Raw genomic sequence first — 15,625 nt, 5'->3', positions numbered from 1 at the left:
CCACGCCATATGGCGTGGGCCTTTTCGCGTTCATGGGCCTGTGAAACTACCGGCAGGCCCGATGACGGGCCTGCCGACGGGAAATTCAGAGCCGGCCCGCCGCCTTCAGAGCCAGGTACGCGTCCGCCAGTGCGGGAGCGAGGTCATCGGGTGTTGCGTCCACGACGGTCACCCCGCGCCGGCGGAGCTGTTCCGCGGTCCGGTGCCGTTCGTCCTGCGCCTGTGCGGCCGCCGCTGCCTCGTACACCGCGTCCGCGTCCCCGCGGGCCGTCGCCATCCGGGCGATGTGCGGGTCGGCCACGGAAGCGAGCAGAACCGTGTGGCGCTGCGTCAGCTGGGGGAGCACCGGAAGCAGGCCTTCCTCGACCGGGGCGGTGTCGAGCGTGGTCAGCAGCACGATGAGCGAGCGTCGGGGTGCCGTACGGAGCGCCGTGGCGGCGAGACCCCGGGCATCCATCTCGACGAGCTCCGGTTCCAGTGTCGCCATCGCGTTGACCAGAGAGGGAAGCACATCGCCTGCCGCGCGGCCCTGGACGAGAGCGCGGACGCGACGGCCGTAGGCGAGCAGGTCCACCCGGTCGCCCGCACGTGAGGCGAGAGCGGCCAGGAGGAGTGCCGCGTCCATGGAGGCGTCCAGACGCGGGGCGTCGCCGACCCGGCCGGCTGAGGTGCGTCCGGTGTCGAGGACCAGCAGGATGTGCCGGTCGCGTTCAGGACGCCAGGTGCGTACGGCCACCGCCGACTGCCGTGCCGTGGCCCGCCAGTCGATGGACCGGGTGTCGTCACCGGGGACGTACTCGCGCAGACTGTCGAACTCCGTGCCCTCGCCTCGGGTCAGGACGCTGGTGCGGCCGTCGAGTTCACGCAATCGTGCGAGTTTCGACGGGAGGTGCTTGCGGCTGGTGAACGGGGGCAGAACCCGTACGGACCAGGGCACTTTGTGCCCGCCCTGGCGGGAGAACAGGCCGAGCGGACCGTAGGAGCGGATCGTGACCCGGTCCGCCTGACGGTCACCGCGGCGGGTGGGCGTCAGGCGGGTGGTGACGCGTCGGCGTTCGCCCGGAGGGACGGTCAGGCGGTGGCGCGAGGCCTCGACCTCCGTACCGGGCCGCCAGCTGCTGGGCGGCCAGCCGTCCCGCAGGCGGGCCCGGAGCGGGCGCCCGGAAGGGTTCGTCACCGTCAGTGTGACGTCCGCCGTCTCGCCCAGGCGGGTGGAGGTGTCACCGGAGCGGCTGAGCACGAGCCGTCGTACCGGAGCCGCCAGGGCGAAGTCGCAGGCGCAGGCGAGGGCCAGCGTGCCGTCGACCGCGAGGACGCCGGTCCAGCTCGGTCCCCACAGGCCGAGGGGGATCGATCCGATGGCCGCGAGGAGGGCGGCCCGTCCGGTGAGGGGCATCAGCGGGGGACCGGGACGTGGGCGAGGATCGCGTTGATGACGGAGTCGGCGGTCACGCCCTCCATCTCCGCTTCGGGGCGGAGCTGGACCCGGTGGCGGAGGGTGGGCAGCGCGAGGGCTTTGACGTCGTCGGGGATGACGTAGTCGCGGCCGGTGAGCCAGGCCCACGCGCGTGCGGTGGCCAGGAGGGCGGTGGCGCCGCGCGGGGAGACGCCCAGGGTGAGGGACGGCGACTCACGGGTGGCGCGGCAGATGTCCACCACGTAGGCGGTGATCTCGGGGGACACGGCCGTCTTGGCGACCGCTGCGCGCGCGGCTTCCAGGTCGGCGGGGCCGGCCACGGGGCGTACGCCGGCGGCGCGCAGGTCGCGTGGGTTGAAGCCCTCGGCGTGGCGGGTGAGGACGTCGATCTCGTCCTGGCGGGAGGGGAGCGGGATCGTCAGTTTGAGGAGGAAGCGGTCGAGTTGGGCTTCCGGCAGGGGGTAGGTGCCCTCGTACTCGACGGGGTTCTGGGTGGCGGCGACCAGGAAGGGGTCGGGTAGCGGGCGGGGCGTGCCGTCCACCGTGACCTGGCGTTCCTCCATGGCTTCGAGGAGGGACGACTGGGTCTTGGGCGGGGTGCGGTTGATCTCGTCCGCGAGCAGGAGGTTGGTGAAGACCGGGCCGGGCTGGAAGGAGAACTCGGCGGTGCGGGTGTCGTAGACGAGGGAGCCCGTGACGTCGCTCGGCATCAGGTCGGGGGTGAACTGGACGCGTTTGGTGTCCAGTTCGAGGGTGGCGGCGAGGGCGCGTACGAGCAGCGTCTTCGCGACTCCGGGGACGCCTTCGAGCAGTACGTGTCCGCGGCAGAGGAGAGCGACGACGAGTCCGGTCACGGCGGGGTCCTGGCCGACCACGGCTTTGGCGATCTCGGCGCGCAGGGCCTCCAGGGAGGCCCTGGCGTCGGCCGGGTTCCCGGTGCTCCCGGCGTTGTCAGTGGTCGGGTCCATCATGGACGGCGTACCTCTCTTTCGAGGGCGTCGAGCTGGTCGGTGAGGGCGATGAGGGCCGTGTCGTCGCCGGGCGGCGGTCCGAAGAGCAGCGGGTGCAGGGCCTGTCCGTCGCCGTGCAGGTGGGCGGAGAGGGCGGGGAGCAGGGCCTCGGGCGAGTGGGCCTGGGAGACGGGGACGCCTACGAGGGGGGCGAGGCGGTTGCGGGCGGTGGAGCGGAGAGCGGCGGCCGCGCGGTCGCGGGCGTCGGCCTTGCGGTAGAGGCGGGCGCGGCCTTCGACGGTCTCGGAGGCGCGGATCGCCACGGGCAGCTTCTCGGGCACGAGGGGGCCGAGCCGGCGTGCCCGCCAGAAGGCGGCGATGACCGCGGCGATGAAGAGCTGGAGTGTGCCCCAGAGCCAGCCGGAGGGGAGCAGGTCGAACAGGCTCTTCCGGTCGTCAGCGCCGGTGGCCGAGGAGTCGGAGAGCGAGGGGAGGTACCAGACCAGATGGGGGCGGGAGCCGAGGAGTTGGAGGGCGAGCGAGGCGTTGCCCTGCTCGTCGAGGCGGTCGTTGAGCAGGATGTCGGGCGCGCCGAGGACGACGGTGTCGCCGCCTCCGGAGGCGGCGGGGACGCGGACCAGCGTGGCCAGGCGCTGGCTGGGGTAGCAGGAATCGGCGTCGAGGTGGGTGGTGGTGTAGCGGATGCCGCCGGTGTCGGCGCTGCCCGCGCGGCGGGCCTCGGGCAGGCCGCAGTGCGGGTCGAGCGTGGACCTGGAGCTGGTGGCGGGGTCGGCCGTGATGCCGGGGGCGAGCCGTTCGACGGACGCACTGCCCGCGGCGACCAGGAGGGTACGGCCGCCCGATCCGGCGGTCGCCGCCCGCAGCCTGGTCTGCTGGCGTGGGGTGAGCAGGTCGGGCGCGGCGACGAGCAGGGTGGTGTCGCGGCCGGCCGCCGCACGGGCTTCGGTGAGGGTGGTCACCACGCGGGTGGACACACCGCGGTCGGCGAGGAGTTCGGCGACGGCGCGGCTGCCGGCGGGGTCCGCGGAGCGCGGGTCGAGGTAGCCGTGCCTGGTGTCGGATCGGATGACGGCGATGGCGACGGCACCGGCGAGGAGGAGCACCACGGCGAGGACGACGCCTCGGGTGCGGGTCCACACCTGGCGGCCGCCGGGCGCGGTGGAGGTGGTCGGGGCAGGCGCCACACCGGTGGTCATTCGGCGTCTCCCCGGCGGGCGTCGTGGGCCGTGCTGGGGGCCGTGTGGTGGGTGCTGTCGGTGAGTACCGGCCTGGTGCGGTCCAGGTCGCGGTCGAGTTCGGCGATGCGGTCGTACGAGGCCTGGGTCGCCCGGCGGCCGCCGTACGTCACGTCGTCGAACTCGCGGGCGGCGGTGCGCAGCCGGTCCGTGTGGGCGGGCAGGGCGCGGCCCGCTTCCGCGGCGGCCTCGTCGGCGGTGCGGCCCGGGCGGACGTCGAGCAGGGCGCGTTCCTCCAGGGCGCGTACGACGGCGCGCATGCGTTCCTGGAGGGCCTGGTTCCAGTGGCCCTGGGCGGCGTGGGCCTCGGCTGCCGCGCGGTGTTCGGCGGCGCTGCGCGGGCGGTTGTCGAACAGGGCCGCGGTGGAGGCGGGCTGGTGGCGCGGGGTGCCCAGGCGCCACCACAGGGCGCCCAGGACGGCGACGACGGCCACGACCACGACGACCAGGCCCAGCGTGCCTCCCGGCGTCGCGGACGCGGCGGCGGAGAGCAGGCGGTCGATCCAGTCGAAGACCGTGTTCAGGGCGCGCTGGAGCAGCCCGGGGTCGTTCTCGTGGTACATCCGTTTGGACAGCTCGTGCCGTGCCGCCTCTCGCGCGGGGTCGCGCGGGATGGTCACGGGCGGCTCGTCGCCCGAGCCGGCCGGCAAGACTGCTTGCCGGGCCCGCAGCAGGCCCCTCACGGCCTCGTCGGCGGCGCGTGGCAGGGCCGCGGGCACCGCTGTGAGGACTCCCCCCGTCCGGCTCACCGCATCAGCTCCCGGGGACGGCGCCGGGGGTGGCGGTGCCGTGGTTCTCGACGCCGGCGGCGCGGGCCAGTTCGAGGTCGAGGGCCTCGCGGCGGATGCGCTGGTCGATGTAGAGGAGCACGGTGACACCGGCGTTGATCGGGAAGGTGAGCATGGAGCCGATCACCGAGCCGATGCCGCTGATGACGAGGAACGTCCAGCCGGGGTTGTCGCTGCCGCTCTCGAGGAAGCCGGAGAACCCGCCGCCGCTGAGGACGGCCGCCAGCAGGGTGAAGGGGATGACGGTGAGCGACGAGACGATGTTGGCGATGATGCCGGCCAGGAACTGGATGCCGAAGACCCGCCACCAGGAGCCGCGGACGAGCTTGGCGGAGCGGCCGAGCGACTTGGTGATGCCCTGCTTCTCCAGCATGAGGGCGGGCGAGGCCAGCGAGAAGCGGATCATCAGCCACGCGGCGACGACGACACCGGCGAGGATGCCGAGTCCGAGCAGTCCGGCGATGGCTCCGTCGGGGCCGCCCGCGATGGCGACGACGATGCCGGGCAGTGCGCCGACGAGCAGGACGCCGACCGCGATGAGTCCCATCAGGACGATGAGCCCGAACAGTCTGGGGACCTGCGGGCGGGCGTCGCGCCAGGCCTCGCCGATGGTCACGGACCGGCCGAGCACGGCGCGGCTGGTGACGGTCGTGAGCAGGGCCGTCGCGATGATGGTGCCGACCAGGGTGATCAGCAGAACGGCGCCGGAGCTGACGAGGATGCCGCCCGCGGCGTGGCCCACTTCGCTGAGCGAGGCGTTCGGGTCGTTGAGGGCGTCGGTGGTCTCCGTGTCGTTCAGGACGAGGCCTTGCAGGAGGATCACCGCGACCTCGGTGACGACGGCGACCGTCAGCGAGATGCCGAGGACCGTCCGCCAGTAGGTGCGCATGGTGGAGACGGCGCCGTCGAGGATCTCGCCGACACCGAGCGGGCGGAGCGGGATCACGCCGGGCTTGGCGGCGGGCGGAGGGCCGCCCCAGCCGCCGCCCCAGGCGCCGTAGCCGCCGGGCGGGCCGTATCCCCCGGGGCCGCCGTATCCTCCGGGGCCGCCGCCGTGACCTCCGGGGCCGCCGGGTCCGGAGGGGCCTCCGTAGCCGCCGCCGGGGGGCCGGCCGCCCCAGCCGGGGCCCGGGGGTGGGGGCGGCGGTGCCTGGCCTGGTGCCGGGGCGCCGGCGGGCGCGGACCACTGGCCGGGCGGCGGCTGTTCCTTGGACCACTTCGAGCCGGAGCCCTGCGGGTCCGTGACCGGCTGGTCGGCGGGCTGTTCGGCAGGGGCGGACGCGCCGGGTTCCCGCCCGTCGGACGGGGCGGATCCGGGCGAGGCCCAGCCCGGAGTGTCGTTCATCGAAGCTCCTTCACGGTGCCCGTCCGCGGTCGCGGTGGCAGGTTGGCTGCCATCGTGCCATGGGGCGGTCGCCCAGTGACCTGCCGCGGTGGAGGCTGCGCACCTCCAATTGTCCGCCGGATACGGGGAAGACTGACCGCATGGCTGATCAGTACGCGCAAACCGGCGAGGACAAGCGGCCGACGGGAATACCCGCGATCCGATGGGAGGAGCCGCCCGAGGGGCCTGTGGTGGTCCTTCTCGACCAGACCAGACTGCCCGCGGAGGAGGTCGAGCTGGTGTGCACGGACGCTCCGGCGCTGGTGGAGGCGATCCGTTCGCTCTCGGTGCGCGGGGCTCCGCTGCTCGGCATCGCGGGGGCGTACGGTGTCGCGCTCGCCGCGGCGCGGGGCTTCGACGTGGACGAGGCCGCGGCGGCGCTGGAGGGTGCCCGGCCGACCGCCGTGAATCTGTCGGTGGGGGTGCGCAGGGCCGCGTCGGCGTACCGGTCCGCGATGGCCGGGGGCGGCGACATCGGGGCGGCGGCGACCGCGGCGCTGGCCGCGGCGCGGGCGCTGCACCGGGAGGATGCCGAGGCCAGCGCCCGGATGGCCGGGCACGGACTGGCGCTGCTCGACGAGCTGCTGCCGGGCGGCGGGCACCGGATCCTGACCCACTGCAACACCGGTGCGCTGGTGTCGGGCGGGGAGGGCACGGCGTTCGCGGTGGCCCTTCAGGCGCATCGCGCGGGTCGGCTGCGGCGGCTGTGGGTGGACGAGACGCGTCCGCTGCTCCAGGGTGCTCGGCTGACGGCGTACGAGGCGGCGCGCAGCGGTATGGCGTACACCCTGCTCACCGACAACGCGGCCGGTTCGCTGTTCGCGGCGGGGGAGGTGGACGCGGTGCTGGTCGGGGCGGACCGGATCGCGGCCGACGGCTCGGTGGCGAACAAGGTGGGGAGTTATCCGCTCGCGGTGCTCGCGCGGTACCACCATGTGCCGTTCATCGTGGTGGCGCCGGTGACGACGATCGATCCGGAGACACCGGACGGGGCGGCCATCGAGGTCGAACAGCGCCCCGGATACGAGGTGACCGAGATCACAGCGCCGCAGGCGCCGGTGACGGGAGCGGGAGGCGGTCTTCCGGTGGCTCCCTTGGGGACCCAGGCGTACAACCCGGCGTTCGACGTGACGCCGCCGGAGCTGGTGACGGCGATCGTCACCGAGGAGGGCGTCGTCTCGCCCGTGACGGCCGAGGCCCTTGCCGGACTGGGTGCCGGCTCGCGTCAGGTGGCGAGCTAGCCGGGGCCGCCGTCCCGGCTAGGCGGGCGGGGCGTAGGGGTTCCCGTCCGGGGGCAGCGGGCCGCGCCACCAGGCCGCCGGTGGCGGGACGGGGGTCCAGTCCGGGCCACGGTGGTCCAGCCACCATCTGCCGATGGTGTGGAACTTCTCCTCGAAGCCCCGGTCCCAGTTCAGGAACCCGGTGACCGGTGCCCGCAGGCGGGTGGCGCGGCCGCCCGCCTCGTAGATCACGACGGTCCGGCTGCCGAGGAGGGTCTCGACCTGGACGGCCTGGACGTTCGACCAGGGGATCGTCCTGCGGCGGAAGTTGTGCGCGACGGCCGCCGACGGCGTGAGCGTGACGCCGAGGGTCCGGGTGGTGGCCAGCGCCAGGAGCACCAGGACACCCCACAGGAGCAGCGTGAACGGGACGGGCTGGAACGGCCCTCCGTCCAGCCAGAGCAGGACCTGGAAGAAGGCGGCGATGATGATCGGGAACGTGGACAGCAGACGTTGAGGGCGCGTCAACCGGTACCGGACGCGCTCCGGCGGTCCGGCCGCCACCTGCGATTGCCCCATCGTTCCCCGCCCCTCGCGCACCGCGGCCGACGCCGCCCCGTCCCGGCCCTTCGCGACGCAGCGTAGGCACGGGGCAGACAGTGACCGTCTCCAGCGACTATGGTCACTGGCCGGTGACCCTGGTCACCTGCGCAACCTTCACCGTTATGAGAATGGGATGATGTCGTTTATGAAGGGACGAGTCCTTGTCGTCGACGACGACACCGCACTGGCCGAGATGCTCGGCATCGTGCTGCGTGGTGAAGGTTTTGAGCCGTCTTTCGTAGCCGACGGCGACAAGGCGCTGGCCGCTTTCCGTGAGACCAAGCCCGACCTGGTGCTGCTGGACCTGATGCTGCCCGGCCGGGACGGTATCGAGGTGTGCCGCCTGATCAGGGCGGAGTCCGGGGTGCCGATCGTGATGCTCACGGCGAAGAGCGACACCGTCGACGTGGTCGTGGGCCTGGAGTCGGGCGCGGACGACTACATAGTGAAGCCGTTCAAGCCGAAGGAGCTGGTGGCCCGGATCCGGGCCCGGCTGCGGAGGTCGGAGGAGCCGGCACCGGAGCAGCTCGCCATAGGTGACCTGGTCATCGACGTGGCGGGGCACTCGGTGAAGCGGGACGGCCAGTCGATCGCGCTGACCCCGCTGGAGTTCGACCTGCTGGTCGCGCTCGCCCGCAAGCCATGGCAGGTGTTCACACGCGAGGTGCTCCTGGAGCAGGTCTGGGGCTACCGGCACGCGGCGGACACCCGTCTCGTCAACGTTCACGTCCAGCGGCTGCGCTCCAAGGTCGAGAAGGACCCGGAGCGGCCGGAGATCGTGGTGACCGTCCGTGGTGTCGGATACAAGGCCGGACCCAGCTGACATGTCCGGGGACAGTGCCGCCACGGCCCCCGGCCGGTCCGGGGACCGTCCGGAGCGGCCTGTCGGCGGAAAGAGGCCCGGCTCGCGCCTGCGGCTGCTCTTCGAGGGCGGACTGCTCCAGGGCGGCGTGCAGGGCAGCCCGGTACTGCGGCTCTTCCTGCGCTGGGTGCGCAGGCCGCTGCTGCCGGTCATGCGGCTGTGGCGCCGCAACATCCAGCTCAAGGTCGTCGTCACGACCCTGCTGATGTCGCTGGGCGTCGTGCTGCTGCTCGGCTTCGTCGTCATCGGCCAGGTGCGCAACGGCCTGCTGGACGCCAAGGTGAAGGCCTCGCAGAGCCAGGCCACCGGCGGTTTCGCGGTGGCCAAGCAGAAGGCCGACGAGGCCGCGGCCGGCGCCACCGACACCGCTGACACGTCGGACGGACGGCAGTCGCAGAACCTCACCTCGTGGATGAGCGACCTCGTGGAGTCCCTGTCCAGCGGCGGTCAGGGCGCCTTCGACGTGGTGACGCTGCCCGCGGGCGACAACAACGGCGGCGGCGGGCGCACCCGTGCCTCCGGGTTCGTCGACCCGACGGCCAGCGTGCCCGACGACCTGCGCGCGCGGATCAACGACAGCATGACGGCCGCGCAGAGCTACACCCGGATCATGTACACGGACAGCGACAAGGAGTCGCAGCCCGCCCTGGTCATCGGCAAGCAGGTCAACGACCCGGGCAACAACCCGTACGAGCTGTACTACCTCTTTCCGCTCACCCAGGAGGAGAAGTCGCTCAGCCTGGTCAAGGGCACGCTCGCGACCGCGGGGCTGTTCGTCGTCGTCCTGCTCGGGGCCATCGCCTGGCTGGTGGTGCGGCAGGTCGTCACACCCGTGCGGATGGCGGCCGGGATCGCCGAGCGGCTGTCGGCGGGGCGGCTCCAGGAGCGGATGAAGGTCACCGGCGAGGACGACATCGCGCGGCTCGGCGAGGCCTTCAACAAGATGGCGCAGAACCTCCAGCTGAAGATCCAGCAGCTGGAGGACCTGTCGCGGATGCAGCGCCGGTTCGTGTCGGACGTCTCGCACGAGCTTCGTACCCCGCTGACGACCGTGCGGATGGCGGCCGACGTCATCCACGAGGCGCGCGAGGACTTCGACCCGATCACCGCGCGGTCGGCGGAACTCCTCGCCGACCAGCTGGACCGGTTCGAGTCGCTCCTGGCCGACCTGCTGGAGATCAGCCGCTTCGACGCGGGCGCGGCGGCGCTGGAGGCCGAGCCGATAGACCTCAGGGAGGTCGTCCGGCGGGTGGTCAGCGGAGCCGAGCCGCTCGCGGAGCGCAAGGGCACGCGCATACGCGTGGTCGGCGATCTCCAGCCGGTGGTGGCCGAGGCGGACGCGCGCCGTGTCGAGCGGGTGCTGCGCAATCTCGTCGTCAACGCCGTGGAGCACGGCGAGGGCCGGGACGTCGTCGTCAAGCTGGCGGCGGCCGGAGGCGCCGTCGCGGTCGCGGTGCGCGACTACGGCGTCGGACTCAAGCCGGGTGAGGCGACCCGGGTCTTCAGCCGCTTCTGGCGGGCGGACCCGGCACGCGCCCGTACCACCGGTGGTACGGGCCTGGGGCTGTCGATCGCCCTGGAGGACGCGCGCCTGCACGGCGGCTGGCTTCAGGCGTGGGGGGAGCCGGGCGGTGGTTCGCAGTTCCGGCTGACCTTGCCGAGGACCGCGGACGAGCCGTTGCGGGGCTCGCCGATACCCCTGGAACCCAAGGACTCCCGGCGCAACCGGGGGCTCGCCGAGGCGGGTTCGAACGGCGGCGAGGGCAAGCGGGCGACCGTGCCGGTGCAGTCCGGCGGTGGTCAGCAGTCCCCGCTCGCTTCGATGACGCAGCGGGCGGCCACCGCGGCTCCGACCGCCGACCCGACCGCGCTGCCCGGCAACGGCGCGCGCGTGGTGCCCCGGCCGGCCCAGGGCGCACGGCGTCAGGAGGGCACGCCCGAGGCCGGCCAGGCCGGCGGGGCGGACGAGTCGAACAAGCCAGGGGAGGCATTTCGTGGGCGCTGACCGCGAGGGGGGCGCCCGACGTAGACCGGTGCGCGCGGCGGCGTACGCCGTCTGCGGGGTCGTACTGCTGGCGGGCTGTGCCTCCATGCCGGACAACGGCGACCTGAGGGACGTCGAGTCGACGCCACGGCAGGACACCCAGGTACGGGTGTTCGCCATGCCGCCGCAGCAGGACGCCTCGGCCACCGAGATCGTCCAGGGCTTCCTGGAAGCCCTGACCAGTGACGACCCGCACTTCGACACGGCGCGCAGGTACCTGACGACGGCCGCGGCGAAGACCTGGCGGCCCGAGTCGCAGGCGACGGTGCTCGCGAACGGGCCGAGCATCCAGACCACCGGGCGCCCGACCGACCAGGACGACGCGGACAGCATCACCTACCTGCTCCAGGGCAGCCGGGTGGCCACCGTCGACGCGGAGCAGGCGTACGCGCCCTCCGACGGGGCGTACCGCAAGACGGTGCACCTGACGAAGGACGGCAAGAGCCGGCAGTGGCGGATCGACTCGCTGCCGCAGGGTGTCGTGATGGGCAAGTCCGACTTCCAGCGCAACTACACGTCCGTCGACAAGTACTACTTCGCCTCGGACGCGTCGACGGGGGAGGCCGGGCAGCCGGTGGCGGTCGCCGACCCCGTGTTCGTACGCAGCCGGGTGGATCCGACGACCCAGCTGGTGCGTTCGCTGCTCAACGGTCCCACGACCTGGCTCGGGCCGGTGGTCCGGTCGAGTTTCCCGACCGGTACGGCGCTGAAGAAGGGCGTGTCCGGGCTGACGCCCGACGACCAGAACCAGCTCACCGTGCCGCTGAACGTCAAGGCGTCCCGGATCGGTGCGGCCAAGTGCACCGAGATGGCGACCCAGTTGCTGTTCACGCTGCGGAACCTGACGCCCACCGTGGACTCGGTCGCCCTGCAATCCGTCAGCGGCGCCCACATGTGCGACGTCGACGAGGAGCAGGCCGGGAACACGGCTTGGCGCGCTTCCGACAAGCGGCCCGAGTACCTGTACCTCCTGGACGGCAAGCACCGGCTGGTGCGGATGGCGACCGGTGGCACCGGTACGAGCGCGGTCGCGGTACCGGGACCGTTCGGCGCGGGCACCAGGCCGCTGCGGTCGGTGGCGGTCTCCCGTGACGAGCGCACCGCGGCCGGGGTCACCAGCGACGGCAGGTCGTTGTACGTCTCCTCGCTCACGTCGGACGGTTCGCTCGGCGGCGCCGTGCTGACCAGCCACGGTGCGAGCGCCGCCGACCGGCTGACGGCGCCCAGCTGGGACGCCCGGGGCGATCTGTGGGTGGCCGACCGCGACCCCGGCAAGCCGCAGCTGTACATGCTGGCGCAGGGCGTCGGCCAGCCGCTGGCGGTGCAGGTGCCCGAGCTGAACGGCCGGATCCAGGACGTGCGGGTCGCCGCCGACGGGGCGCGGATCGCGCTCGTCGTGGAGAAGGACGGCAAGCAGTCGCTGCTCGTCGGGCGGGTCGAGCGCACCAAGTCCGACGACCAGCAGGAGGTCTCGGTCCTCGAACTGCGTTCCGCGACCCCCGGGTCCGAGGAGGTCACCGCGATGTCCTGGGCCGGGGACAGCCGGCTGGTGGTGGTCGGGCGCGAACAGGGCGGTGTGCAGCAGACGCGCTACGTCCAGGTCGACGGCTCCACGCCGGACGGACCGGCGCCGGCGGCTCTCACGGGTGTCCTGGCGATCGCCGCGTCGGAGGACGACCGGGTGCCGCTGGTGGCCGACTCGCAGGACGACGGGATCGTCCGGCTGCCGTCCGGGGACCAGTGGCAGAAGGTGGTCAAGGACGGGTCGGCCCCGGTCTATCCGGGCTGAACCGCCACAGCGGGTGAGCGGCCGTCCCGGCCCGGCATGCCGCCGGGTGGAGACGGCCGCTTCGTTGTGCGTGGGTGCGGCGGTTCGTTGTACGTCGGCGCGGCAGTTCGCTGTGCGTGGGTGCGGCGCCCCGTTGAGCGTGGGGGCGCGCCTCGTTGTGCGTGGGTGCGGCGCCCCGTTGAGCGTGGGGGCGCGCCTCGTTGTGTGTGGGTGCGGCGCTTCGTTGTGCGTCGGTGCGGCTTCGTCGTGCGTGGGTGCTGTGATCGCGGGCCGGGGTGGAGACGGCCCTCTGGCGTCGCCTCGGCTTTCCTTCAACCGTGTGGGGGACCTGCCGTACGGGGCGGGGTGGAGTTGTCCACAGGCGGTTGTCCACAGGGGTGGCCGGGCCGGTCGGGCGTGGGCACAGTAGGCACATGCGGGGGTGGTGGCAGGACCTCACCGACCTGGTGCTCCCGGCCGAGTGCGGAGGCTGTGGGACGCCTCGCACGGTGCTCTGCGACGAGTGCCGTGCCGCCCTGAGCGGGGCCGCACCGCGCCGGGTGCGACCGGTGCCGGAGCCGCCGGGGCTGCCGGCGGTGTACGCGGCGGCGACCTACGCCGACGAGGTGCGGGCGGCGATCCTCGCCCACAAGGAACGGGGTGCGCTGGCGCTCGCCGGGGCCCTGGGCGCCGCAGTGGCGGGAGCTGTGCGGGCGGGGCTGCGGGAGGCCCGGACCGTGCGAATCCTCACCTCTCGGGGGGATTTGTCACCCGGTGCGGGTACCCCGACGGGTGACGGAACCGGCGTCGCCCCTCGCACGGGACCCGTGCTGCTCGTCCCGGTGCCCTCCGCGCCCTGGGCCGTGCGGGCACGGGGGCACGATCCGGTGCGGCGGATCGCCCTCGCGGCGGCCGCCGAGCTGCGGCGGACCGGGGCCCCGGCCCGGGTGGTCCCGGTGCTGCGGCAGCGCCGGGCGATGGCCGACCAGTCGGGGCTCGACTCCCGGCAGCGGATGACCAACGTCGCCGGCGCGCTGGAGGTGACGCAAGGCGGTGCCGGGCTGCTCGCCGGCGGCCGGATCGTCCTCGTCGACGACCTGGTCACCACGGGCGCCACCCTCAGTGAGGCGGCACGAGCGGTACGGGAGGCGGCGGCGACCGGTGGGAAAGGAGAGCAGGCAACGGCTGTGTATCGGCGCGCGACCTGGGAAGTAAGGGAGGAACGGACGGCCGGATCAGGAGAAGAACGAGCGAAGTGGACACGGGACGCACCGGGAATGGCCGCGGGGGACGCCCTCGCCGGACCGGTCCGTGCGGCTGTGATCGCGGCCGTACCGGATTCTTTCGAAAAGAACCGGAACTGACTGCGAGCGAGCATCGTTGCAGGTAGTGACCGGGTCAATTCACCTGAATGGAGGTACGCATCAGTAGAGGGTGACGACATCCGTCCGGGCGAGATATGTTCGGTTGTGAGGGAGAAAGCCGCAGGCCATACCTCCCGTATCCGAATGCCGTGCCGCGGGTTTTCCGTAATCATCGCGGTGCCGGGGTGCAGATCTTGCCCATGGGGGAGGAGGAGGTGAAGTCACCGAGTCCGAGGCTCCGGGGTTCACCGGAGTCGGGTGCAAAAAGGGAGATGCTCCGCAGCGAAGCGGAGCGCTCCGGGAACGGAGTTCTGCGTGGACATCGTCGTCAAGGGCCGCAAGACCGAGGTGCCCGAGCGGTTCCGCAAGCACGTGGCCGAGAAGCTGAAGCTGGAGAAGATCCAGAAGCTCGACGGCAAGGTGATCAGCCTCGACGTCGAGGTGTCCAAGGAGCCCAACCCCCGACAGGCCGACCGTTGCGACCGAGTGGAGATCACGCTCCGCTCCCGCGGTCCGGTGATCCGGGCGGAGGCAGCGGCCAGTGACCCGTACGCGGCACTCGACCTGGCGGCGGAGAAGCTGGACGCGCGGCTGCGCAAGCAGCACGACAAGCGGTTCTCGCGTCGTGGCGCACAGCGGATCCCGGCCGCCGAGGTCGCCGACCATGTCCCGGGTGCGGCCACGCTCAACGGGAACGGCACCCCCGTGCCGGCGGACGACACGGACGGCGTACCCACCAAGAAGATCGGCTCGCTGGAGGTCCGGGGCGAAGGCCCCCTGATCGTCCGCGAGAAGACCCACGTCGCCTCTCCGATGAGCCTCGACCAGGCCCTCTACGAGATGGAACTGGTCGGACACGACTTCTACCTGTTCGTCGACTCCGAGACCAAGGAGCCGAGCGTCGTCTACCGGCGGCACGCGTACGACTACGGCGTCATCCACCTCAGCACCGACCCGATGGTCACCCAGGCGCAACCCCCGGCGGCGGGAGGCACGCTGGGCGGCTGACCTGCCCGGCCGACAGCTGAACCTGTGCCCCTGGAAGCGCGTGTGCGCCCCCGGGGGCACCGGTGTGCGACCACTTCGCGTGCCGCTCTGTCACCGCGTTGTCGGCCGGACATGGAATCATGGCGGCAACGGCCCAACCGGTGGGCCGCTGCCTTGGGTTGGCGATGGCACAGCACCACAGGCCACAGCCTTCAGGGGGAGGAACGATGGCGGAAAGCTTCGGACCGATGCGGGACGGTGACGCCGACGACGGCGTCGCCGGCATGGGCCCGGACGCGGGCGGCACTCCACGCAAGGAACCGATCCGCGTCCTTGTCGTGGACGACCACGCCCTCTTCCGCCGCGGCCTGGAGATCGTGCTCGCCGCCGAGGAGGACATCCAGGTCGTCGGAGAGGCCGGCGACGGCGCCGAGGCCGTCGACAAGGCCGCCGACCTCCTGCCCGACATCGTGCTGATGGACGTCAGGATGCCCAAACGCGGCGGTATCGAGGCCTGCACCTCCATCAAGGAGGTCGCCCCCAGCGCGAAGATCATCATGCTGACGATCAGCGACGAGGAGGCCGACCTCTACGAGGCGATCAAGGCGGGCGCGACCGGATACCTCCTCAAGGAGATCTCCACCGACGAGGTGGCCACCGCCATTCGCGCGGTGGCCGACGGACAGTCGCAGATCAGCCCGTCCATGGCGTCGAAACTCCTCACCGAGTTCAAGTCGATGATCCAGCGCACCGACGAGCGCCGACTGGTGCCGGCGCCACGGCTCACCGACCGTGAACTCGAAGTGCTCAAACTCGTCGCCACGGGGATGAACAACCGCGATATCGCGAAGGAGTTGTTCATCTCCGAGAACACCGTGAAGAACCACGTGCGCAACATCCTGGAGAAGCTCCAGCTGCACTCCAGGATGGAAGCGGTGGTCTACGCGATGCGCGAGAAGATCCTCGAGATCCGCTGACCCGC

The 15,625-nt window shown here is 72.4% G+C and carries 13 protein-coding genes; 7 read left to right on the top strand and 6 right to left on the bottom strand.

Translation table 11 applies throughout. The features are described from left to right. Positions 1-85: 85 nt before the first annotated feature. Genes AAW13_RS02680 through AAW13_RS02660 form a run of 5 tightly spaced genes read right to left on the bottom strand, consistent with a single transcriptional unit; the run spans position 86 to position 5,756 of the window. A complete protein-coding gene (locus AAW13_RS02680) occupies positions 86-1,396 on the bottom strand; it encodes a DUF58 domain-containing protein (RefSeq protein ID WP_046729211.1) in 1,311 nt (436 codons plus the stop codon). Then, complete coding sequence (locus tag AAW13_RS02675; protein WP_107483224.1) at positions 1,396-2,385, bottom strand: AAA family ATPase; 990 nt, start codon at positions 2,383-2,385, stop codon at positions 1,396-1,398. The genes AAW13_RS02680 and AAW13_RS02675 overlap by 1 nt, the downstream gene beginning before the upstream one ends. Beyond that, positions 2,385-3,584 carry a DUF4350 domain-containing protein gene (locus AAW13_RS02670; protein ID WP_046729209.1) on the bottom strand — a complete coding sequence of 400 codons (1,200 nt, stop codon included), beginning with the start codon at positions 3,582-3,584 and terminating at the stop codon, positions 2,385-2,387. Before AAW13_RS02670 ends, AAW13_RS02675 begins: the two co-directional genes overlap by 1 nt. Further along, complete coding sequence (locus tag AAW13_RS02665; RefSeq protein WP_046729208.1) at positions 3,581-4,372, bottom strand: DUF4129 domain-containing protein; 792 nt, start codon at positions 4,370-4,372, stop codon at positions 3,581-3,583. Before AAW13_RS02665 ends, AAW13_RS02670 begins: the two co-directional genes overlap by 4 nt. Before the next feature lie 4 nt (positions 4,373-4,376). After that, the gene (locus tag AAW13_RS02660) at positions 4,377-5,756 is read right to left on the bottom strand and encodes a DUF7847 domain-containing protein (RefSeq protein WP_046729207.1); all 1,380 of its coding nucleotides are present in this window, start codon (positions 5,754-5,756) and stop codon (positions 4,377-4,379) included. 140 nt (positions 5,757-5,896) lie between these two features. Between AAW13_RS02660 and mtnA the strand changes: the two genes are divergently transcribed. Beyond that, positions 5,897-7,036 (top strand): S-methyl-5-thioribose-1-phosphate isomerase, encoded by a 1,140-nt coding sequence (gene mtnA / locus AAW13_RS02655; protein ID WP_046729206.1) that lies wholly within the window; start codon positions 5,897-5,899, stop codon positions 7,034-7,036. An 18-nt stretch (positions 7,037-7,054) separates the two neighbouring features. Here mtnA and AAW13_RS02650 read toward each other — a convergent pair whose 3' ends face one another. Next, positions 7,055-7,594: a hypothetical protein gene (locus AAW13_RS02650; protein WP_046729205.1), complete on the bottom strand. Its 540-nt coding sequence runs from the start codon at positions 7,592-7,594 to the stop codon at positions 7,055-7,057. Between the two features lie 157 nt (positions 7,595-7,751). On the opposite strand from AAW13_RS02650, the gene mtrA reads away from it, so the two are divergent. The 6 genes from mtrA (at position 7,752) to AAW13_RS02620 (ending at position 15,620) form a co-directional block, all read left to right on the top strand. Beyond that, positions 7,752-8,441, top strand: a complete 690-nt coding sequence (gene mtrA, locus AAW13_RS02645) for a two-component system response regulator MtrA (RefSeq protein WP_015659998.1) — start codon at positions 7,752-7,754, stop codon at positions 8,439-8,441. A 1-nt stretch (position 8,442) separates the two neighbouring features. Then, complete coding sequence (gene mtrB / locus AAW13_RS02640) at positions 8,443-10,485, top strand: MtrAB system histidine kinase MtrB (RefSeq protein WP_046729204.1); 2,043 nt, start codon at positions 8,443-8,445, stop codon at positions 10,483-10,485. Then, the gene (locus AAW13_RS02635; protein ID WP_046729203.1) at positions 10,475-12,313 is read left to right on the top strand and encodes an LpqB family beta-propeller domain-containing protein; all 1,839 of its coding nucleotides are present in this window, start codon (positions 10,475-10,477) and stop codon (positions 12,311-12,313) included. Before mtrB ends, AAW13_RS02635 begins: the two co-directional genes overlap by 11 nt. Positions 12,314-12,726: 413 nt before the next feature. Continuing rightward, a complete protein-coding gene (locus AAW13_RS02630) occupies positions 12,727-13,656 on the top strand; it encodes a ComF family protein (RefSeq protein WP_046729202.1) in 930 nt (309 codons plus the stop codon). Positions 13,657-13,971: 315 nt separating this feature from the next. Further along, the gene (gene hpf / locus AAW13_RS02625) at positions 13,972-14,664 is read left to right on the top strand and encodes a ribosome hibernation-promoting factor, HPF/YfiA family (RefSeq protein WP_046729201.1); all 693 of its coding nucleotides are present in this window, start codon (positions 13,972-13,974) and stop codon (positions 14,662-14,664) included. A gap of 206 nt (positions 14,665-14,870) precedes the next feature. Then, entirely contained in the window at positions 14,871-15,620 is a 750-nt protein-coding gene (locus AAW13_RS02620; protein WP_046729200.1) for a response regulator, read from the top strand. The last annotated feature ends 5 nt before the right edge of the window (positions 15,621-15,625 follow it).

Source organism: Streptomyces humi (assembly GCF_001005085.2).
Classification (GTDB): domain Bacteria; phylum Actinomycetota; class Actinomycetes; order Streptomycetales; family Streptomycetaceae; genus Streptomyces; species Streptomyces humi.
Note: the sequence above shows the minus strand (reverse complement) of the source record. Positions and strands in the feature narration are given on the sequence as shown.

Excerpts from the sequence above, each read along its gene's own strand:
- AAW13_RS02650 (WP_046729205.1), bottom strand. The coding sequence starts at position 7,594 with ATGGGGCAATCGCAGGTGGCGGCCGGACCGCCGGAGCGCGTCCGGTAC.
- mtrB (WP_046729204.1), top strand. The coding sequence starts at position 8,443 with ATGTCCGGGGACAGTGCCGCCACGGCCCCCGGCCGGTCCGGGGACCGT.
- AAW13_RS02680 (WP_046729211.1), bottom strand. The coding sequence starts at position 1,396 with ATGCCCCTCACCGGACGGGCCGCCCTCCTCGCGGCCATCGGATCGATC.
- AAW13_RS02670 (WP_046729209.1), bottom strand. The coding sequence starts at position 3,584 with ATGACCACCGGTGTGGCGCCTGCCCCGACCACCTCCACCGCGCCCGGC.
- AAW13_RS02630 (WP_046729202.1), top strand. The coding sequence starts at position 12,727 with ATGCGGGGGTGGTGGCAGGACCTCACCGACCTGGTGCTCCCGGCCGAG.
- mtnA (WP_046729206.1), top strand. The coding sequence starts at position 5,897 with ATGGCTGATCAGTACGCGCAAACCGGCGAGGACAAGCGGCCGACGGGA.
- AAW13_RS02675 (WP_107483224.1), bottom strand. The coding sequence starts at position 2,385 with ATGGACCCGACCACTGACAACGCCGGGAGCACCGGGAACCCGGCCGAC.
- AAW13_RS02620 (WP_046729200.1), top strand. The coding sequence starts at position 14,871 with ATGGCGGAAAGCTTCGGACCGATGCGGGACGGTGACGCCGACGACGGC.
- mtrA (WP_015659998.1), top strand. The coding sequence starts at position 7,752 with ATGATGTCGTTTATGAAGGGACGAGTCCTTGTCGTCGACGACGACACC.
- AAW13_RS02660 (WP_046729207.1), bottom strand. The coding sequence starts at position 5,756 with ATGAACGACACTCCGGGCTGGGCCTCGCCCGGATCCGCCCCGTCCGAC.